This is a genomic window from Chryseobacterium limigenitum, assembly GCF_900114875.1.
In the GTDB taxonomy this organism is placed as follows: Bacteria; Bacteroidota; Bacteroidia; order Flavobacteriales; family Weeksellaceae; genus Chryseobacterium; species Chryseobacterium limigenitum.
This window is the reverse complement of sequence record NZ_FPKW01000031.1, coordinates 1-21,698: the sequence shown is the minus strand read 5'-3', so window position 1 is coordinate 21,698 and position 21,698 is coordinate 1. Positions and strand designations below refer to the sequence as shown.

At 34.2% G+C, this 21,698-nt stretch carries 20 protein-coding genes and 1 pseudogene; 8 read left to right on the top strand and 13 right to left on the bottom strand.

The features are described from left to right. Positions 1 to 6: 6 nt before the first annotated feature. The 4 genes from BT156_RS20690 to BT156_RS20675 form a co-directional block, all read right to left on the bottom strand. Entirely contained in the window at positions 7 to 1,335 is a 1,329-nt protein-coding gene (locus tag BT156_RS20690) for a hypothetical protein (RefSeq protein WP_139255544.1), read from the bottom strand. Positions 1,336 to 1,392: 57 nt separating this feature from the next. Further along, entirely contained in the window at positions 1,393 to 3,069 is a 1,677-nt protein-coding gene (locus BT156_RS20685) for a hypothetical protein (RefSeq protein ID WP_072412823.1), read from the bottom strand. 75 nt (positions 3,070 to 3,144) lie between these two features. Further along, positions 3,145 to 4,350 carry a hypothetical protein gene (locus BT156_RS20680; RefSeq protein ID WP_072412822.1) on the bottom strand — a complete coding sequence of 402 codons (1,206 nt, stop codon included), beginning with the start codon at positions 4,348 to 4,350 and terminating at the stop codon, positions 3,145 to 3,147. A gap of 112 nt (positions 4,351 to 4,462) precedes the next feature. Further along, positions 4,463 to 5,836: a sensor histidine kinase gene (locus BT156_RS20675; protein ID WP_072412821.1), complete on the bottom strand. Its 1,374-nt coding sequence runs from the start codon at positions 5,834 to 5,836 to the stop codon at positions 4,463 to 4,465. A gap of 134 nt (positions 5,837 to 5,970) precedes the next feature. Here BT156_RS20675 and BT156_RS20670 point away from each other — a divergent pair, with 134 nt between their 5' ends. Next, complete coding sequence (locus BT156_RS20670; protein WP_072412820.1) at positions 5,971 to 6,621, top strand: response regulator transcription factor; 651 nt, start codon at positions 5,971 to 5,973, stop codon at positions 6,619 to 6,621. A gap of 706 nt (positions 6,622 to 7,327) precedes the next feature. On the opposite strand, the gene BT156_RS20665 is transcribed toward BT156_RS20670, so the two are convergent. From BT156_RS20665 to pckA, 9 genes and pseudogenes are all read right to left on the bottom strand, one after another. Then, a complete protein-coding gene (locus BT156_RS20665; RefSeq protein WP_072412819.1) occupies positions 7,328 to 8,257 on the bottom strand; it encodes a hypothetical protein in 930 nt (309 codons plus the stop codon). 322 nt (positions 8,258 to 8,579) lie between these two features. Then, complete coding sequence (locus BT156_RS21810) at positions 8,580 to 9,512, bottom strand: helix-turn-helix transcriptional regulator (protein WP_083582428.1); 933 nt, start codon at positions 9,510 to 9,512, stop codon at positions 8,580 to 8,582. Between the two features lie 120 nt (positions 9,513 to 9,632). After that, positions 9,633 to 9,766, bottom strand: a pseudogene (locus BT156_RS22680) (IS256 family transposase); the annotation flags it as partial. Between the two features lie 172 nt (positions 9,767 to 9,938). Further along, positions 9,939 to 10,064 (bottom strand): hypothetical protein, encoded by a 126-nt coding sequence (locus tag BT156_RS22510; protein ID WP_262484315.1) that lies wholly within the window; start codon positions 10,062 to 10,064, stop codon positions 9,939 to 9,941. A 66-nt stretch (positions 10,065 to 10,130) separates the two neighbouring features. Next, positions 10,131 to 10,727, bottom strand: a complete 597-nt coding sequence (locus BT156_RS20655; RefSeq protein ID WP_072412818.1) for a methyltransferase domain-containing protein — start codon at positions 10,725 to 10,727, stop codon at positions 10,131 to 10,133. Next, entirely contained in the window at positions 10,724 to 11,095 is a 372-nt protein-coding gene (locus tag BT156_RS20650; RefSeq protein ID WP_072412817.1) for a glycine cleavage system protein H, read from the bottom strand. Before BT156_RS20650 ends, BT156_RS20655 begins: the two co-directional genes overlap by 4 nt. 31 nt (positions 11,096 to 11,126) lie before the next feature. Then, on the bottom strand, positions 11,127 to 12,224 hold the full coding sequence (gene gcvT, locus BT156_RS20645; RefSeq protein ID WP_072412816.1) for a glycine cleavage system aminomethyltransferase GcvT: 1,098 nt from the start codon (positions 12,222 to 12,224) through the stop codon (positions 11,127 to 11,129). Position 12,225: 1 nt separating this feature from the next. Further along, complete coding sequence (gene gcvH, locus BT156_RS20640; RefSeq protein ID WP_072412815.1) at positions 12,226 to 12,606, bottom strand: glycine cleavage system protein GcvH; 381 nt, start codon at positions 12,604 to 12,606, stop codon at positions 12,226 to 12,228. Positions 12,607 to 12,643: 37 nt separating this feature from the next. After that, on the bottom strand, positions 12,644 to 14,242 hold the full coding sequence (gene pckA / locus BT156_RS20635; protein ID WP_072412814.1) for a phosphoenolpyruvate carboxykinase (ATP): 1,599 nt from the start codon (positions 14,240 to 14,242) through the stop codon (positions 12,644 to 12,646). A gap of 129 nt (positions 14,243 to 14,371) precedes the next feature. On the opposite strand from pckA, the gene BT156_RS20630 reads away from it, so the two are divergent. The 7 genes from BT156_RS20630 to BT156_RS20600 form a co-directional block, all read left to right on the top strand. Beyond that, positions 14,372 to 15,058, top strand: coding sequence for a Crp/Fnr family transcriptional regulator (locus BT156_RS20630; protein ID WP_072412813.1), 687 nt, complete (start codon positions 14,372 to 14,374; stop codon positions 15,056 to 15,058). 111 nt (positions 15,059 to 15,169) lie between these two features. After that, positions 15,170 to 15,895: a YoaK family protein gene (locus BT156_RS20625; RefSeq protein ID WP_072412812.1), complete on the top strand. Its 726-nt coding sequence runs from the start codon at positions 15,170 to 15,172 to the stop codon at positions 15,893 to 15,895. A gap of 265 nt (positions 15,896 to 16,160) precedes the next feature. After that, on the top strand, positions 16,161 to 19,154 hold the full coding sequence (locus BT156_RS20620) for a sensor histidine kinase (protein WP_228430221.1): 2,994 nt from the start codon (positions 16,161 to 16,163) through the stop codon (positions 19,152 to 19,154). Beyond that, on the top strand, positions 19,147 to 19,761 hold the full coding sequence (locus BT156_RS20615) for a response regulator transcription factor (protein WP_072412810.1): 615 nt from the start codon (positions 19,147 to 19,149) through the stop codon (positions 19,759 to 19,761). The genes BT156_RS20620 and BT156_RS20615 overlap by 8 nt, the downstream gene beginning before the upstream one ends. Before the next feature lie 220 nt (positions 19,762 to 19,981). After that, positions 19,982 to 21,109: a hypothetical protein gene (locus BT156_RS20610; RefSeq protein ID WP_072412809.1), complete on the top strand. Its 1,128-nt coding sequence runs from the start codon at positions 19,982 to 19,984 to the stop codon at positions 21,107 to 21,109. A 52-nt stretch (positions 21,110 to 21,161) separates the two neighbouring features. Then, on the top strand, positions 21,162 to 21,299 hold the full coding sequence (locus tag BT156_RS22245; protein WP_170857353.1) for a hypothetical protein: 138 nt from the start codon (positions 21,162 to 21,164) through the stop codon (positions 21,297 to 21,299). Positions 21,300 to 21,456: 157 nt separating this feature from the next. Further along, the coding region (locus BT156_RS20600; protein ID WP_449384801.1) for an ISAon1 family transposase N-terminal region protein at positions 21,457 to 21,698 on the top strand (242 nt) is incomplete at its 3' end.

Sequence of the window (21,698 nt, the reverse complement as noted above, 5' to 3'; positions counted from 1 at the left end):
ATTATTTTACCTTCCCATATAGGCTACCTCAACTTTGTTTCTCCCTTGAAACTGAGCGTTAGAATTAGGGTCTACAAAAGTTAACGTTTGGGGAAGAGGTTGACCATCACCAAACTCAAAAGCAATGTTATCTCCTGCATTAACATCTATAATAACAGTTACCGTTTGTGCCAGATAGCTATCTCCAACTACATATCCATAAGTTTCAGGGTTTTTGATAATACTACCATTTTTTTTAATAATAAAATAAACAGCCTTTTGAGAGCTTGTAGAATCCCCACGCAAGAAACAATGGTATACGATCATATATTTCCCTGTAGATGTTGGTGTAAATCCTTCAAGACCGGGTACAATTGTATGGTTATTTATTCCTTTTGTAATGGTAATGTCATATCCAGAATAGGTTGGACTAAGTTCCAGATATTGTGTATCTTTTGGATATGCCCATTTTGCGTTACCATTGGCATCGGATGTTAATACCTTTTGGTCAGCCTGAGATCCGTCCGCCAAACGAAATCCACCAGCAGGTGTAGGTGCCACTATATCTAGTTTTGTATTAGGAGTGTCGGTTCCTATCCCAATATTACCAGAGTCCGTTCCTGTTCCGTGTGTGATTGTAAGAGCTGCTGCGCCAGATCCAGGTCGATCAAGAACCTGAAATTGTCCGTTAGCACTTTTAATAGACCATTGTCCACCAGAAACTGGATCGCTGGTAGTTGAAAAATAGATTTCATTTCTGCTACCGTCATTTACGAAATGCATATTATTGGATTCTGAACCGTTATTGTATTCAAATCTAGTTGAAGATCCGTTTACGGTTAATTTAGAATCCGGATTTGCAGTACCAATACCTACGTTTCCTGTACCATTGCGTAACATCAGAAGTCCGTTCTTGCTTGGATCTCCGTTGCTTGTTTCCAATGCTACTCCATTAGAATTGGAGTTCATACTAATATACTTCCCAGTGCCAGAAATCCCAAGATTGCTTCCCAAACGATGATAAATTCCCCCTGCAGCAGAAAATTTGATCCCGTTATCAGAAGTATCATCATCATCATCTATCCTGATACTTCCATATCTGAGATGTAAATGATCTACAGGATTTGCAATACCCAGTCCCATATTCCCGTTATTAAGAACGGTCACCATTTCCGGAGTTGCAGTAGAATTATTAATTTCCAGTGCTTTTGTAGTAGCATCTATACCCTTCGATACGATGTCTAAAGTAGCACTCGGATCTTTTGTATTTACACCTATACTTCCAGTGTTGGTTTGTGCGAAAATAATTTCGTTTACGGCAATAAATGCAACTAAAAAAAGAGTTTTTCTCATCATTTGTTATTTTTTTATTGTTAGAATTAAAAATGTGCTGATTAAAAATTAGATATATTTTTACGGCTTCACATATAATACATTACTCCCTGTCACTTTATACAAACCACCGTTTGGTAATGCAGCATCAGTTGCACCGTCTGCTTCTGTGGCATAGCTTGGTAAGCCTTGTATTATAACTGGGGTGATGTCTGCTGCTGTCTTTACCACTGTCAAAGCACTCTGTGGTGCATTGGTTCCGATACCCACCTTTCCCATTTGGTAAATATCCTGGGTATTGTCTGTAGCACCTGTATCTGTTACCATGTTGTACCATGGTTCTGTTGCGGCTGCGAGTGTAGAGGTAGAAAGCTTACGCAAAACCCCGTTGGTATCTGTGGTTACCACTTCGTCTGTAACAGCACCTGTTTGCAACCCTTCAAAACGTACTGGATTCGCGGCATCTATTACGTGTAACTGATTGGTGGGTGCTGTTATAGCTCCTATCATCGTGCTTCCGACAAAATTATTACGATCATCACCCACTTGGTAGATCCCGTGTTGAGATTGGGTACCGGCAATATCGTCGATGTATAAACCAAAACCGTTTGCAGCAGAAGAAGCTGATACTTCCGAACGAAGACCAATAGTATTTGTTCCTGCGTCATAGCTGCCTCCCACAATACGCGAATCTACACCTATGGTATTTGCTGCGCTTATGGTTCCTATGATATTATTAAATGAAAGAATTCCACTGATGGTAGATGCATTTGAATTAAAAACACCATTACCTGTAAGCTGGGATTTTAATCCAAAAGTGTTTCCTGTAACAGTTCCAAAATTAGAAATAGAGAGATCCACTCCAACAAACCCACCCTGAACGGCGGTGGTGGAAGCATTTAATGTAGAACCTGAAGTAACTTGTATTGTATTTGCTGTGCCTGCAATGGTAGAAGCGCCCGTAACTGTATATGTTTGATTACCTCCTAAGAATAATACATTGTTGATTCCTTTGATGCTTGAATCAAATTTGGTTGTAAAATTATTGTAAAAATTTGCTCCGTAGAATGTTTTGGAAGGACTTGTAACTCCATTTACATAGTTAAGAAATCGTGATCCGTTGACTTGTGAGCCACTTAGTCCGAAGTCAGCATTGCTTAAAGAGTTTGCCACTGTAAAATTGGAGGGAGCATCTGACATCGCAGTTCCACTATTTAATCGATCTGGATTTTGCGCATTTGGTGTAACAGCTGTATCCAAAAGATTTCCAAACTGCACGTGACCGTTGCTGTTTTTCACACGCATAATGTTATTATTAGCAGAAGTACCCACTTTTACCTGAAAATCCTGTGCATCGGTAGTTCCTAAAAAGTTGGTTCCTGAAGGAGCCGGATTAGTCGCTGTATTACCAGTAAGACTCCAGAAATTTCCATTTCCTACGGCTTGTTTTACCCAAACCGCACCATCAAAATAATAGTATCCAGCCTCCGTTACATTCGCTGTTTTTAGACTTGTAGGACTTGCTGCTGCCGTTACATATACCAAAGCTCCAGTTTGGCTAGTACCATACAGCAAATCTTTTGCTTTTAATTCATTTCCTGCTATTCTTGGAGCCAACAACCCATCCGTCGCATTAGGATCGGTTGGTTTACCTGTAATATCGAACGTTGCGTTGGGAGATGGAGTATTAATACCAACCTGAGAGTAAGCCAAGGAACTTACCATTAAAGCTCCTAAGAGAATAATACTTTTTTTCATTATTTGTTATTTTTTTTGTTTTTAGAATTAATTCAACGACGATTTCCATCATCGTTGGTTGATCTTAGTTTTATTTTATGGGCAGGCAATAAGATCAGAGGCAAACGTTCCGCCATTGTTAACCCTCACTCTCCAACAGTTGCCATCAGGAGCTTTCATTATCACTCCATTTCCTACAGTTTCCAAATAGACATCTCCGTTTTTTACCTGTAGCTTTGTATTTGGATTTGTTGTCCCTATCCCAATATTACCGGCGTTGCCAGTAATGGAGGTCACAGTATTTTTTGTAAGTACACCATTTGCATCTACAGTAACAAGATTATCTGTGGCAGCACCAGTTTGTAAGCCTTCTAATTTTACAGGATCTGCGGTGGCTATTACATGGAGCTTGTTTGCAGGCGAAGAAGTTCCTATTCCCACATTAGCACCGTTTCCTAAAACTAACGCATTGCTGATGCCCACTTTTGCATTAAATCCAATTGCTGTAGCATTGTTTAAATTATTTGCGTCAGCATTTGATTGAGCTCCAATAAAAGTATTGTCTTTACCTGTTACATTTACACTTCCTGCACTGTATCCCAAAGCTACATTGCGTGTACCTGTAGTACTGCCAGATCCATTGGTATTATTTAATGCATTAGCTCCAATGGCAGTATTATAGTCACCTGCAGTATTATCTTCAAGAGCATATTCTCCTATAGCGGTAGTTTGCAATCCTGTGGTTTGCGATTTTGCTGCATTAATTCCAAATGCGGTGTTATTTTGTCCGTCCGTAAGAGCTCCTAAAGCTCCATATCCTATTGCGGTAGTACCTTCAAAATTATTTAAAGAATCGAAAACACCATCTCCTTGTATGTAACCAACTCGTTCACTATTAACTTTAAAAACAAGGTTTTGCTGATCATTTGTTCCTAAATAGTTTGTTCCTGCAGAGGTGCCCAGATTTCCTTTAAGTTTCCAGAAATCTCCTTTTGTCCATTCGGCACCATCAAAATAGTAGTATCCAGCCTCCGTTACATTCGCTGTTTTTAGACTTGTGGGACTTGCTGCTGCCGTTACATATACCAAAGCTCCAGTTTGGTCGGTACCATACAGCGGATCTTTTACTTTTAATTCATTTCCTGCTATTCTTGGAGCCAACAACCCATCCGTCGCATTAGGATCGGTTGGTTTACCTGTAATATCGAACGTTGCGTTGGGAGTTGGAGTATTAATACCAACCTGAGAGTAAGCCAAGGAACTTACCAGTAAAGCACCTAAAAGAATAATATTTTTTTTCATTATTAAAGTGTTTAAAAAATATAAAATATGATGCTACAAAGGTATAAGCAGGATCAATACTATAATCCTACTAAATGGGAGTGTTTTTTCGCCCCCCAAAAGGGGGTATTTGTTAGAATTCGGGGTAAGGGAAATTCCCTGAGATTAATGTTCCTCCGGAATTTTCAAAAGTAATATTTCCTTCTAATTTTTTAATTCTTTGTAAAATATTAGAAAGGCCAAGACCTGAATCTGAATTTAATTTCTCTGCAAAATCAAATCCTTTTCCATTATCTTTTATTTTAAAATAGCAAATATGATTTTCAAAATAGATGGAAACTTTTATTGTATTACAACGGGCATGTTTTATGGAGTTTCCTATACACTCATTCAGAATAAAATAAAGTTCATTTTGCTGATATATATTCAAATTCCTATTTATTTCTACTTCTTCTATGTCGGTAATGAAATTCAAATTAGAGTTATTATACTGCTTTTGTAAAGAAGATAAGAATAGTAAAATATCATATTTTTCTTCATCCTGTCCTCCATATAATTTTTGAATGTAGTCTCTTACCTGTATGTAAATACTGTTAAGTTCCTGTTCAATATCCTGAAGCAGAATTTTTTCAGAATTTTCTTTAGTCTGAAGTCTTTTATCACTGATATAAAACTTAAGCCCGGTAATGGCGTTGCTGATTCCGTCATGGATGTCAATTGAAATGCGTAATCTTTCAGATTGCCTACTTTGATAAGCTAATTTTTGACTATCGATTTCCTGAAGCAATATTTTCTTTTCATGCTCAAGATTCTCCCGCATGATACGGTGCTTTTCTTCCCACTCATTTTTCACCTTAATTCCTAATGCTATTAAGAACATTATTAATTCTAAAAACCAGCCTATACATATTATGGAAAGATTAGTAAATCCGAAAAAATTTTTAGAAGGATCGTCAAAAAATGAGGCAATAATGTTAAAAATAAGCAAAAATACACTTCCTAAGTATAAATATTTGTAATAGAGGAAGGTTCTGCTTTTGTATAAAAAAACAATAAAAATAACTGCAACAAGAAGCATATACAGCGAGATAAAAATATAAATAAAGCTGAACAAATCTTTATATTCTTTAAAGAAAACCTGTGTAATAACGTACAGTATAAAACCCAAAATCAAAATAATCTGAGAAATTTTTACAATATGTTCAAAAAAAGGTTTTTTATCTTTAAAATCCACAGTGCTGTAAATAAACCTTACATAATATACAAAGCTGCCCCAAATGAAACATTCACTCAATAAGTAAAGAGATAAAGGGTTTTGCGTATATTTAGGAACCAGTACCATTTCCTTCATAACAAGATATAAAAAGCAGAACCCTAGATAATTACGATATTTCCGAAATATAGGCTCCTCTACATAATAAAGATAGAATGAGAAAAATAATATTACGATTACAATAGCACCCATTGTAATGTAAGGGAAAACACTGTCCAGCAGAATATCATTCATCAGTTGATTTTTGTGCAAATTAATACTTAATTGATTATGTCATTCACCTTAATTGTAATAAAATCCACCACCTCCAATTGGGGGTATTATATTCTGATAAATTTATGATAGTTTTGTAACATATATACATAAAGATGGTTACCGTAATAATTGACGATCATAAAATGATTGCTGAGGCAATAAAAAGCAGCTTACTGTCGCAGAATGTGGCCTCCGAAATCTTTACTTTTAACAGTGCTCAGCTTTTTTTTGACGGAATTGAAACCAGTAACTTACCCGGAATGATCATCACTGATTTATTAATGCCCGGGATAAACGGTGTTGAGTTACTAAAGGCGTATCAGGAATTTTTTAAAAGTAAAAATAAGGAAGATTATAAGTTAATTGTTTTATCTACCATTTCAGATCCTCAAACCGTAAAAATGGCAATGCGTTATGGTGCAGATGCCTATCTATCAAAAGAATCCACAATAGAGGAACTTATAGAAGCAATACAGGAATGTACAAAAGGAAATAAATATATCGGGACAAAACTTCGAACAAATATTATCAATAATTTTATTTCTGATGAGCAAATTGTCTATCATTTATCTCCAAGGGAAAAAGATGTTTTACAGCTTATCTGCTCAGGAAATACAATTAAGGAGGCGGCTTATAAAATGAATCTGAGCGTACATACAGTTAAAAGCTATTATAAAAATATTATGAAGAAATTTAATGTTAACAGAACCAGTGATCTGATTATTTTTGCCGTGAAAAACGGGTTTTACCAAATAAATTCCTGACCAAAGACTGTACAATCTATAAAATTTGAGTATTAATCAGAAAGAGGCAAATAAATAACAGGTAGAGTCCCTTTCCCTATTGAAGTGTCAAAATCTATAGTACCATTTAGAAATTCGATTTTTGAAATCATATTTTGTACAAGTACTGCACTTTATTTTACGGACAGACAAGGATTGCCTTTGGCCATGTCTGATCCTATTTAAGGAAATCATAATGACCTTTACCATGTTGAGTCTTATTTTGATCAAATCATTCAAACGCTAGAAAAAGCAAATATTGCTGTAGAAAGATTATTTGTTAATGCAAATGCTGGTTTTGATTCCGGGAATTTCAGATATGATTAATACCTCTAAATTTCTCAGAATGAATTTCAGGCTTGATGAGATATTGATAATTTGAGTTTATCAGTAATGATTTTAACATTACAGCTGAAGGGGCAAATCCGGGAATTACTAACCTTTTATTACAATACCAAAGAAAAGAGAAGGATAAAATTCCTCCTTCTCTTTTTAATATATTAGTTCCAAATAATGTGATTCATTATAATTGAATTTCTTTAGGCAAATATTTCACTAAGTTTCTTGGAACATTGAGATATATTTGACATTTGTGTTGTGTAAGTAATTTGAATAAATTTTCTTAGCCTAAGAAATAACATTAATATTTCTATTTCTTTATATTTCAATCATAATAAAAAAGATAAAATTAATTTGTTGGTTTAGTATACATTTGTATGGACATATAAGATTTCCCCCAGTTGAAATTTGCGCCAGGTGTCTGCCACATATTAAATCTGATGGTTCCACTACCACTACTTGGTTCTACATAGCCATTTAATGCATAAGTTACCGTAACAGATGACGCTGTATTATTTACAATAGTATCTCCTATAGTGGCTCCAACAGAAACCATTCTGGATGTAACTCCGGTAGAAGTATTGGGAATAGTATATTTTCTGGATCCTTCCGGTAATTCTGCTCCTCCTTTTAAAAAGCGTATTCCATAATATCCTGCTAATGTTGACGCAGCAGTAGTGGTACCGGTTGGAACACTGTAAGTGGTTACTAATTTTGCCTGAGTAAATGCTGGTATCGTTACAGTTATACTTAGACCCAGATCTATATTGTTAACAGTTGTACCGCTTGAAACATTTTCATCTACTGTAGCTGTAGCTGAAATATCATAAAAATTCTCGAATTTCCACAAAGTTTTATCTCTCTTTTCATATGTCCTCCAGCTAGGAGACAAAGAGGTTCCGTAGTTGACATAGAAGCCTTCTTCTATTGCTGCATTTGAAGTGGTATTGTATACCATAAGTCCTTTGGCAGGAGAAGAAATAGTTGTAGCATCTGTTGTGCTAGTTAACGTAACCCGAGGAATCAGTACGCCTTTATCAGTGCTTTCAATCTGAAGTTTGGCAGAAGAATCTAAAGTGGTAATTCCTATCCCAGTAGCTCCTGATGCATTTACGATAAAATCATTTTGTTGTTGTGTAGCTGTAGGGGAAGCAGAGTTATCTTTGTTACCATCTACATGGAATGTGCCTTGAGGCGCACTCGTATTAATGCCAACTTGCGCGGTAAATGTGTTAAAAAAAGCAATGCAACAAATAGCTGCGGATAATTTATTTCTCATAGGTTTTTTTGTCAAATTTATACTCTCAGCTAGTAAGAACTTGCAGTAGAGGGATTTATATATACACAGAGAGAATACTCATTTCTACACACTCTTGTATTTACCGTATTTTCATATGCTTTTTGTTGTGCAAATTTTAGCTGATACTTTCATTTCCTGCATTTATCCACTTTCAGAAATCATGATTTTTGAAAGTAAATTTTTGAGTTTTATATTTTGGGCTAAAAAAAAACATCATTTTTAATTGTCATTTCCATACGAATTTGAAAACTGAATGAAATGAAATCAGAATTTTGAAAAATAATAGATAGAAAAAGTATAATTACAATTCAGCAAGAAAAGCAGAAATAGTACACTCTTTTGGAATATTAAATTTTTTTCTTATTCTGTATTTTTTTGCTTCGATGGCTCTTATGGTAGAATTAGTAAGAGCAGCTATTTCTTTTGTAGAATAATTAAGTTTTAATAAAAAACAGACATCCATTTCAGACTGAGTAAACTGGTTATTGCTTTTTTCAATAATCTTTTTAGTGAAATTCGGGAAATACTGCCTGAACTTTTCACTGAATATCAGAGTGCCTTTTTTTGTAAGCACATGAAGTTCTTCTAGTTGCTCATCACTTACATAGTCTGTTTCGTTATAGATATTTTCAACAATTTTTTTTTCATATTTCTTTAAAGACTGATGATATACTTTCAGTAAGATGAATTTTACACCAATAAAATAGAATATTATCATCATCAAAACCGAGAACCGAATAATATTCAGATACTGTAACGTCTGAAGTCCAATAGTTTTTAGTTTATAACAGGGAACTTGATTTTCAAATGGAGAGGCATAACCTGTGATTTGATTGATAATATATCCAACAACACTAACTAAAAAAATAATGAATATTGCCAGCAGTTCTTTCCTGACACTAATATCAAAGAAAAAAAGGAGCGAAAATAATATAGGAACATAAAACAATTCGGTCAGGAGTTTTGGAGTACCTGTATATGCAATGAAAAAAGTAAGAGAAATTGACGTTACCGTCATAATGAAGAAAATAAACCTCTTATCTGTTTTGATCTTCAGAAAAAAAGAAATCCCATAAAATAAAGATAAGATAATTTTAAAATACATTATAGCGCTCCTATCAATCAGGAAATGATAAACACATTCGCTAAATCCTAGAATAAAACAGGTTATAATTATGGTATTGAGAACATAGATATTAATGATGTTATCTTTTAAAAGTAATTTTCTATTCATGGATCTAGAAGTTTTTTTGGTTCTATATTTGCAAATATCAGTTTTAATAGAGAATTTAATTATTTTCTATTTTGACACTATCCCACGAAGTGTGTAAGTTAAAAAGTTAGGCTTAAATTTTTATGATCTGAGTTTTTTTTCAAAAATAAGGATAAATTGATTAAAAATATACCCCAATTTTGAATAGGTATAGTCAATTTTTCAGAAGCATCTTCTAATGCCAGATACACTGATTTCATTACGGCATTATCCATAATAAAAGTAGTAGTTTCCTTTAAAAATTAATTACAAAATCATTTTTTAAAAAAGGTATTACTACAAAATGTAGTAATACCTCCAAAAAAAAAATATACATAATATTCAGACCATGTATTTCAGTTTATAAAGTAATCCTTTTAGTAAAGATTGTAATATACAGGCGTTTCCTTAAATTGTTTTCACTTCTAATGTATTACTATTTCCAAGTTGCTGTTGATAATAACCGGAATTTAAGTTAGCTCTGATTTCTTTAAATACGATAATTGCCGTTTCTACATCTTCCAAAGTATGCACAGCAGTAAGAATTAATGATAAAATAATTATTCAGGCTCCAAACCAGTTTTTTTTCTATTAAATAAGCTAGGACACCTTTTTCCAAAAACTTAAAAATCCATTGCAGGCAGAATCCACCAAATCAAAGCTACTCGGAATTTCGTCCCACTTACTCCAATAAGTAACTAAGCGGGTTCCAACAGGAGTTTTATTTAATTGCTCTTTTACATAATCTGAATAAGCATGGTATAAATCACTATCAGGAAGTATTGTATGATCAATCGGGGATGAAGTATCTATATTTTCAAAAAAGGAATTAAAAAAGTAGAACGCTTCATAATCAGAAAAGCTAATTTCATTGATATTGGAATTGATGAATGCTACATTGGTGATATTATGCCTGTCTGCCAATTTTTTTGATATTTTAGTAAGGGAAGTTCTTTGCTCTACCCCATAGAAGAATCCTTTTGTAGAAGCAGCTCCTACCAGACAAAGCTTTCCTGCTCCCGCACCAATATCAAGCACTTTCTTACCCGGACTTTCCACCAGGTATTCTGCAGCCATTCTGGCAACAGCAACAGGAGTCCAGTGTTTTTCTGCTGCAGCCTGTATACCTGGAGGATATATTTCATTAAAAACGGCATCCTTTACATCAATATTTTGCCTAAGCTGTTTAAAAATCATTTTGTTATTTTTATATAATCATTATAAGTTAAGAATTCATCCGTTGAGATATTAGTTGAAAGAATAAAAAACCAGCAGTTATAGGGATCTGTATTGATAAGGGACGCCTTTATGGCAACATTTTGATTTACTTCCATAATTTTACAATCACAGGGAGCTATGAGCTGAAATGTTTTATTAATTCCATAAACAACTCCCCAAGAATCTCCTTTCTTTACAGTAATTTCTTGCCTGATAAATTCAATCAGGTGAATTTCTCCTATTTCCTTTTGAGCAAAATCTGTGATCCCGATACAGAAATCATATAATCCTATTTTTCTTAACCACAAATGATTTTCAGTATAATGAAGGTTTTTTGGAACAAGCATAAATGAGTTAATCTAATTTTTAGGTACTAATCTATTTTTTAATAAAGGGAGTTGTAACAACGACAGCCTTAACGGGTTTATTTCTGATATTAATAAAAACGTCAGTTCCAGACTTAGCATTTTCAACACATACATATCCCATCCCTATGCCTTTTTTGAGTGTAGGGGAAAGAGTTCCTGAGGTAACCATTCCAATAATTTGATGATGATGATCCCAAATTTCATAGCCATGGCGGGGAATTCCTTTGCCTTCAATTTCAAAACCAACCAGCTTTTTAGTAACTCCCTTTTCTTTTTGGATTTTTAAAAATCCGCTATAAACAAAATCTTTGGTAAATTTTGTTATCCATCCCAGCCCCGCTTCCAACGGTGAAGTAGAATCGTTAATATCATTTCCATAAAGGCAGTACCCCATTTCCAAACGCAATGTATCTCTTGCAGCCAGCCCAACCGGTTCAATACCTTCATCTTTTCCCGCCTCAAATATAGCTTCCCATAAATGAGCTGCATATTTGTTTTCTACATAAATTTCAAACCCTGATTCTCCTGTATATCCTGTTGCTGATATCAGAACATTCGGAATATGGGCGAATTCACCAATGGTGAAAGTATAGGATTCCAGTTCTTTTAAATTAATATCTGTCAGTTTCTGTAAAACTTTTACTGATTTTGGTCCCTGAACAGCCAATAAAGAAACTGAATCTGAAATATTGGTTACTTCTGCTCCAAAAGAATTATGTCTTTTGATCCAATCCAGATCTTTTTGTATGTTTGAAGCATTAACAACAAGCAGGTAGTCGTTTTTGCTTATTTTATATACCAGCAAATCATCAATAAGTCCGCCAATATCATTGGGTATACAGCTATACTGTACTTTTCCGGGATAAAGTTTTAATGCATCATTGGTCGTTATTTTCTGGATTAATTCCAAAGAGCCCTTTCCCTGTATTGAAATCTCACCCATATGCGAAACATCAAAAACTCCGATACCGTTTCTTACCGTTTCATGCTCGTGGTTTACTCCTTTATACTGAAGAGGCATTTCATATCCGGCAAATTCAACCATTTTTCCACCAAGGATATGATGTATAGCATTAAATGCTGTTTTCTTTGTTTTTATAGATCCCATATTATAATCCTATTAAACAAGTATATGTATCAGGTCGCAACAGCCATTCAACATCGAAAATATTCTCAACTTTAATCTTGATCATCCACCCTTCTCCATAAGGATCAGTATTTACCAACTCAGGGTTTGTTTCTAATTTGGGGTTAATCTCCAGTATTTTTCCGGCAATTGGCAGGAAAAGGTCGGATACTGTCTTGACAGCTTCAACAGTTCCAAATATCCCATGTTGTTTTACAACTTCCCCAAGGGTTTCAATTTCGACATATACTATATCTCCTAATTCACGCTGGGCAAAATCGGTAATTCCGATATAGGCCGTATCATTTTCTAATCTAACCCACTCGTGATCTTCAGTGTACAAGAGATTTTTAGGGATCTTCATTATTATTGTTCTTTTATTAATTTATATGATTATTCGATCATTTAATCTCATTTCCAACTAAGGGTCCTCCACTTAGGATTTCTTCATCCGCAAAAGACTCAAAAGACTTAAAATTCTGTACAAACTGCGCAGCAAGATGCAATGCTTTTTCATCATATGCCGACTGGTCATCCCACGTATTTTTAGGATTTAAAATTTCAGATGGGACACCTTCACATTCTACAGGCATTTGAAGTCCAAATACAGCATCCCGTACAAAATCCACATTTTCAAGTTTATTTTCGAGTACTGCAGATATCATCGCTCTGGTATACGACAGCTTTATACGTTCCCCTGTACCGTACGCTCCTTTTGACCAACCGGTATTAATAAGCCATACCTTGATATTATTTTCTTTTAATTTTTTCCCCAGCAGTTCTGCATATTGTGTTGGATGAAGCGGTAAAAAAGGTTTTCCAAAACATGCTGAAAATGTGGTCTGAGGTTCTGTAATTCCAGCTTCTGTTCCCGCCACTTTTGCAGTATATCCTGAGATAAAATGATACATAGCCTGCCCTACCGACAATTTTGATATCGGAGGAAGAACTCCAAAAGCATCACAGGTTAAAAAGAAAATATTATTAGGAGTTTTCCCGATGGAAGGATGCACTGCATTATTGATAAAATCGATAGGATAAGCTGCTCTGGTATTTTCTGTAACCGAGACGTTATCATAATCAACAATATCGGTTCCCTCAAAAAAGCGCACATTCTCAAGCAAAGTTCCGGAACGGACTGCTGAAAATATTTGCGGTTCTTTTTCCTTGCTCAGGCCTATACATTTAGCATAGCATCCACCTTCAAAATTAAAGACACTTTCATCATCCCACCCATGTTCATCATCACCTATTAACTTTCTTGAAGGATCTGCTGACAGTGTAGTTTTTCCTGTTCCGGAAAGACCAAAAAACACAGACGTATCTCCATTAGCCCCTATATTAGCTGAACAGTGCATCGAGAGTACATTTTTTTCAAATGGCAGGATATAGTTCAATACCGTAAAAACCCCTTTTTTGATTTCCCCTGTATATCCGCTTCCCCCAATAAGAATTATTTTCCTGGTGAAATTGATAATCGTAAAATTATGCTGCCGGGTTTTATGGATTTCGGAAATTGCTTTAAAATCAGGAGCATTAAGGATCAGCCATTCATGCTGAAAGGTTTCCAATTCCTGTTCCGTAGGTCTTAGAAAAAGATTGTTAACAAATAGATTTGACCATGGAGTCTCAGTAATAACTTTTATATTCAGCCTATATTCCGGCTTTGCACAAGCATAAACATCCCTAACATAAATATCTGTGCCTGAAAGATGGGCTGTAACGCTATCGTACAATCGTTCAAAATCTTCCGGAGAAAAAGGATGATTAATATCGCCCCACCAAATTGAATCTTTGGTCTTACCATCCATCACAATATACTTATCCTTAGGAGAACGTCCTGTGAATTCACCGGTATCACAAGCCAAAGCACCTGATCTTGTAATAATCCCCTGACCTTTTTTTAGAGTCTGGGATATAAGCTGAGGCTCGGATAAATTCCAATAGACTTCTTTATTGGATGTAATTCCAATATTTCTTAGAGATTCTAAATATTCCATAAATCAATGCAGATTTGCTATGGTCACAAAAGTAGGGGCTTTACAACGAAAAATAAATGATGTACACCTTTTCTAAACTTGATTTAAGTCAAATTTATATTGATGGAAAATTGCTTAATTTAGTAATCCATGATTTCAAAGTTTATTTTTAATAGTCAATATCTTTTTGAGGAGCTTTCCTCATATGATAAGGAAATGCTTCAAAAGGTAATGCAGGTTAAAAATTACCGTAAAAATGAAGCCATATTTACTGAAGGGACTATTCCTAATGGGATATTTTTTTTAAAAGAAGGTAAGGTAAAAAAGTATAAGGTGGATAATGACGGCAGGGAACAGATTATTTACATCTACAATGCAGGAGAGTTTTTTGGATATTCAGCGATATTAAGCAATGATTCCTATGGGGATACAACCCAGGCCATAGAAAGTTCTGTTATCGCTTTTATCTCAAAAGAGGATTTTTTAAATATTCTTGATCAGTCGAAGGCATTTTCCAAATTGCTTCTCAAAAGCCTTAGTCATGAATTCAGTGTAATGGCTAATCTGATGACAGTTTTATCCCAACGAACAGTCAGGGAGCGTGTGGCACTTAGTTTATTAATCCTGCATAAAAAATATAAATCGGATATTGTGGAAGATAAAATATTTATTACCCTTTCCAGGACAGATCTTGCCAATATGGTAGGAACAGCCAACGAAACATTAGCCCGTATTCTTCATGATTTCCGGGAAGATCATTTTATTGTAATGGAAGGAAGAAAAATACAGTTAACCGATTTGGAAAGCCTCACCCGTATCGCAAATATTTACAGGTAATCATATCTGCCTTTTAAACACTTTCAAAGGTTCTATAACTAATAGGCTGCACAATAATAATTTTATTTCATAATCATTTATAGTTTAAAATTTGACCTAAAGGAATTACTCATGTTTAGACACAAAGGAAAAGGACGGACATATTCCCATAATTTAAAACTAGCCTCTATTTTATCGTGCGTTGCGGGGATGGTGAATATCACAGGAGTTCTCTCCGTAAGCACACTTACCACCAATGTAACGGGACATTTTGCTTATTTCTCTGAACAGCTATTTGTAAGGAATTACAAAATGGCATTCATTTATTTGCTGTACATTCTGTTTTTCTTGCTGGGAGCCTTTGTTTCAGGAGTTATTATGGAATGGGCCTCAAAACATAAATCCCATACTTCCTATATCATTCCTCTGTCTGTTGAAATTGTGATCATGCTTATGATTGGCTTTTCACCTGAATTATTACCTGATTGCCCTTCTCTACCACTAATCATTTCTTTGGCTCTGCTTTTTGCCATGGGGCTGCAAAATGCTCTTGTTACCCGTGTTTCACAGTCTGTCGTAAGAACCACCCATCTCACAGGATTGTTTACAGATCTGGGAATTGAATTGTCTCAGCTGCTTTTTCATTTGGAAAAAGGAAGAAAAATACAATTAAACAAAAGTATTTTCTTAAAACTCATGATCATTAATTGTTTCTTTTTGGGAGGAATACTTGGAGCACTTGTATATCAACATTTTCAATTGAAAACCCTTCTTATCCCCGCAGGTTTATTATTATTTATCTTATGGTACGACAGATTATTATTTCGTTACTATCACCTGAAAAGAAAATTGAGGTAGTCTTATTTTATCTCCAATAGCTGAATTTTTTGATATTAGCGCACAAACAATTGTGCAGAAATGATAATAGTACTTCTATAGTAAATAATACAAATTAAAAACGTACTTAAATACCAGTATATAATCAACAATACAGCTTTTATAACTTTAAAGAGTATATAAATCCTATCTTAAAAATAGTTGCAGGTTCAAATCTTCAATTATCCGTTTTTTCATTTCTTTGTACTATTATTAAAAACGATAAGATTTGTACAAAAATATATTATTGTTCTTGCTATTAATATCTTCTAATATTTACTGTCAGAGATATACTATCCAATTATATAATACAGACAATGGGCTTCCGCAAAACAGTGTAAAAGATATTATTAAAGATAAATATGGTTTTATCTGGATTACCACAGAAAACGGAATTGTAAGATATGATGGTAACAATTTCTTAGTATATAAAAACTTCCCTCTTACAAGCCAACGATTCACCTATTTTTATGGGCATCCTGAAAAAGACAGTATTTACACTACAGGAGATTTCGAAAAAGCGGTTTTATTGCACGCAAAATTCCCGAAAGTAGCAAAGCCTTTAAAAGATTTCACGACTTTTCTGACTAAAGAAAATAGTCACTACTTTCTGTATTGTTCTAATTTTAGCTATGGCGCAACTTCTGTCAATTTTTACATAAATTTTAAAGAGGGCAGGTATTATATAAAGGAAAATGCTTTAACGTATGTTGATTCTCAGTCAAAAGCAGAAGAAAATTTACAGATCAAACCAATTTATAATAATGCTCCGAGAGTTTTTGCAATTAATGAAATATTATTTTACATAGATTTTCAGTCAAAAAAAGTGATCAAAATTGAAAAAGGAAAAATAACCGGTTCCTACCGCTCTCCTCTATTTATTGATCCTAAAACTAAAATTCTCTGGAGCCAGGTCAATAATCAGGTTTTTATTGTGAATAAAAATACAATCTATTACTGTAATTATGAAAAAGGAGAATTGAAAATCTCCAGACTTTTCCAACTAAATAACGTTAAAGATGAAAATTTCATCAGTGCTTATTATGATAAGTCCTACAAGAAATTCTATTTAGGAAGCAGCATTAATGGATTGCAGATTATCAGTTTATCAGATTTTACAACCATCACAAGACCACTTTCCAAGCCTGAGTCTAATTTTTATTCTATCTTACCCTACAACAACTCTTCCGTTATCACTGCTTTTGGAGAAATCTACGATCGAAACAGTTTTGTGACAGACAAGAAGTTTAAAGATATAAGCCCATTTATTATGGCTTATGATCATTCTGGAAACATTATTACACAAAAAACAAATGATGTAATGATTTATCAAAAAGCAACTTCTTACCAAGACTCTGTCCTTTTAAAAAATTTTTCCTTAAAAGATTTCTTTTTTGACCAAAATAAATATTACGCGCTATTTTCAATACTTAAAATTAACCAGTTTCCGGAATTTAAAGGTGTACTTACTGTTTACAAGGACAAATCATTCAAACATCCGGAAAGAAAAATTTTCATTAACAGTGAACCAAGAAAATTTATAAAATTTGACCAGAATCACGTACTCGTCGGAACAGCGAAAGCACTCTATAAAGTATCACTAAAAACGAATGAAATCCGTAACTTAATTGGTAAAAATGAGGTATTTATCAGAAATATAATCCAATCAAAAGATGGAAATTTTTGGATCATGACCTTAGGAAAAGGATTCTATTTGTTGAAAAATGATCGACTGATCAAAATGCCTTATGATATCAACAATAATATTTCCTCATCACATACCATTTTAGAAGATCCAAGGGGATTTTTCTGGATTCCCACCAATAACGGATTATATAAGGTTTTGGAAAGCCACCTTTTACAATATGCTAAAGACAATGCATCAAAGGTTAACTACTATCGTTTTTCGAAAAATTCAGGTTTTAATACGAATGAATTCAATGGCGGAAGTAATATTTGTGGCAGCAGATTAGAAAATGGCGAATTTGTGCTCCCTTCTTTAAATGGGTTGGTTTTTTTTAATCCTTTAAAAGTAAACACTTATTATCCTAAAAACATGTACGTTGAACGAGCTGCAATTGACAATAAAGAACAACGTTTTACAGAAAATTTATATTTAAATCAGGAATCCAATCGTGTAGATATTTTTATTGATGTTCCTTATTACTCCAACCCGGATAATCTTGTGATCGAAGCAAAACTCAGCGGGATGCCCACTGCAAAATGGGAGACAGTCGGGAAAGACGGAAAATTTTCTATTTCAAATCTTGGCTATGGCAATCATACTTTTGTGGTCAAAATGCTTGTTTCCGATAAGGGAAAATTTATCTATAAAAAGATCAATATTATTATTTCGCCTTATTTTTATCAGACTTTATGGTTTAAAATATTAGCTTTTACGATTATACTATTGCTATTATATTTCCTGATAAGATGGAGGATTAATTTTCTAAAAAAGAAAAATAATGAACTGGAAGAAATTGTAAATTCTCGTACTAAAAGCCTTTCTGATACAGTAGAAAAATTAGAGATCACAAAAACACAACTTCATAAAGAGATTGAACAGCAAAAAAAACTCATTGGCACGATTTCTCATGACATTACAACTCCTGTGAAATTCATCGCAATGACAGCAAAAGAAGTTTTGGATAAAAATGATTTTAATGAACAGCGAATGAAAAAAATTCTTAATTCTGTTTATAAATCTTCTGACCAATTATATAATTTTACCATTACTTTAAAGGAATATGCCGATATATACTCCCATTACAGATCAGATAAAACTGAACTTTATTCTTTATATATGCTCATAGAAGATAAAAAAATACTTTTCAGTGAAATAGCAGAAAACAATAATACTGTCATCATTAATAATGTAGATCCATCACTATTAATTTGGATCAGCAAAAATATACTCTCCGCCATTATTCATAACCTGATTGATAATTCTGTAAAATATACTGAAAATGGTACTATAACAATAAAAAGTGAAATAGTAGAAGAAGATATTACCTTGCTCATAAAAGATACCGGCATTGGCATGGATGAAAAGAAAATAGAATATTATACCAGACTTCAGGACAATATTGAAAACGAAAAGCTATTATTGCAAAAATACGGAATGGGACTCCATCTTGTTTTGCAGCTACTACAAATGATTCAGGGAAAAATTATTTTCACAAAAAATAAATTACAGGGAACTTCCTTCAAACTCGTTTTAAAAAATAAAAAAGATGACTAAAAATATTCTTATTGCAGACGACCACGATATCGTACTTGTGGGAACCAGTATCATTTTAGAATCAAGAATTCCGAATGTGGTGACCGATCTGGCTGAAGATTATCCAAAAGCGCTGGAAAAAATCTCCCAGCAAAAATATGATCTTGTGATTCTGGATATCAATATGCCGGAAAGCAAAAACAAAAAAATGATTACTGAAATCAAAGCGGCAGATCCCGACATTAAAATACTAATCTTCTCAGCCTATGAAGAAGACGTCGCAGTACAATACATAAAAGAAGGTGCCAATGGATACATCAGTAAACTTAGCAAATCTGATGAAATTTCAGATGCTGTAAAAAAGATATTTTCCGATGGATACTATTATCCTTCTAACATTGTCGATCAATTGTTTCGGGAGTCTCCTTTGGATTCTATAAAAAATTTATCCGCAAGAGAATATGAAATTTTCATTTTAATGGTCAATGGCAATGGTAACCTAGAAATTTCAAATAAAATGGGAATTCAAATGCCTACTATCAGTACCTACAAAAAAAGAATTCACACCAAATTAAAAACCAGCAATCTGGCGGATCTTATTAAACTATATCAAACTCACATAGCTTAATTTTCACTCTTTTTACTTTCATTCATACTTTGTAGAAAATTTTCTACAAAGGCCTTTATTTCATTCTACAAGCCACCTTCTTCTTTGAAGGGCTAAACCTGTAATTTTACATTATAATTAGAGACAAACCCAGGTATTATTTAACTATAATGCTTTTGCATGATTTACACATCTATATAATTAATCGAATAAAAAATTAAGGTATTAAAAAACGAAATAAATGACTAAAAATTTTACAAAAGCATGGAAGATAATGGGACTTTTCAGTTCTTGTATCGCCTTTTCTCAAGTCGGGAATGTAGGAATAAATACTCCAAACCCAGGTTCAACAATGGATATCAATGGATCTGTAGCCGCCAATTACGGCACAGTAAATACAACACCTTACAATCTCACCTCAACAAATTTCTATGTATCCTACAGCGGTACATCGAATGCCATATTCAATCTTCCTGCTGCCATTAGCGGCGTGGGTAATTTTAAAGGAAGAATGTACACCGTTAAGAATAATACCAACTTCACCATAACGGTAAATTCTACAGCCCCGGAAACGATCAACGGAAATACAAGCGTTTCAGTCCCTGCAAACCAAAGTGTACAACTGATTAATACAGGTCTTACAGGAGCTAATTCTACCTGGGAAGCTCTCACCTCTAGTACTACCATCAATACCAATAATATAACAGCTAGTAACGGTACTACTCTTTCGGGTGATGACGTGAAATTAGGCGGTACATTATCTCAGCCTACAAATATTGATACAGCAGGAAATATTCTAAGTCTCAACGGAGCAGGAAAACTTCTGGTAGGCACCAATGTTCCCCCTGCAGGAGCTCCAAATGCTAAACTTATCATTGATAATGGCACAACAAATGGCGCATTACAAATCAAGGATGGCACACAGCAATTGGGTTACGTATTAACCAGCGATGCCAATGGCTTAGCTACCTGGTCGTCTACAACTACAACTGCATTTGCTAATAACTGGACACCGTATAGCGGTACTTTAATCAATCCTTTTACTGGGAATCAAGGAGGCGGTCTTCCAACAGGCATTTCAGTAACTATTCCTGTAAAAGGATGGTATTTTTTTCGTTGTGGAATAACAATACAATCAAATTGCAATGATTTTGGATTTTACATTAGTGGAATAGGTGACATTTGGAGAACTTATTGTAATGTTGCAGATGTTCAAATGATGTCTCCACGAGATCAAAACCGGGTGCTTTATTTTTCTACTCCCGGCACATATCCGATTTTGGCTGTTAAAACAAATGCAGTTGTACCAACGGCATTCAATATGGGTAACCCTTCATTTTACTTAGATTTCGTAAAATTCCAGAATTAATAGAATGAATTTTTAATTGTAAAATTTACCAATATTTATCAATCCATTTTTTGTGAAAAGAAATTCATTTTTGGTTTTAATAACCATTTTAAACAGTGTATTATTTTTCTCACAAGCAGGTAACGTAGGCATCAGTACATCTACTCCCGGAAGCAGGCTTACGGTAAACGGCTCATTTGCAGCGCCATAAATCAATCATCACAAGCATTGCCATTGACGCAAAACGGATTGATCCATAAAAACTTATCAATGAAGTCTACAAAGAACTAACGAGATTCAGAAAAAATGAATAGTATCGGATCAATCTCAAAAGTTGGGGAGGAAAAAAATATTGCTAATTTTGTGGAATGTTAAACGATGCCGAACTCCTCAAATTATTTTTACCTGAACTCTTGATTGAGCATTTTGAGATTGTAAAATTTGAGGAAGAAAATAAAATCCTCCACATCTATTTTGACGAGAAAAATACAGCTCCGAAAGAGTTTTCGTCTCTGTTATTGCAGTCAAAAGGTTTTGTTCCGGAAATTAGCGTTGACGATTTTCCTCTTCGTGGAAAAACAGTAAAACTACACATCAAACGCAGAAGATG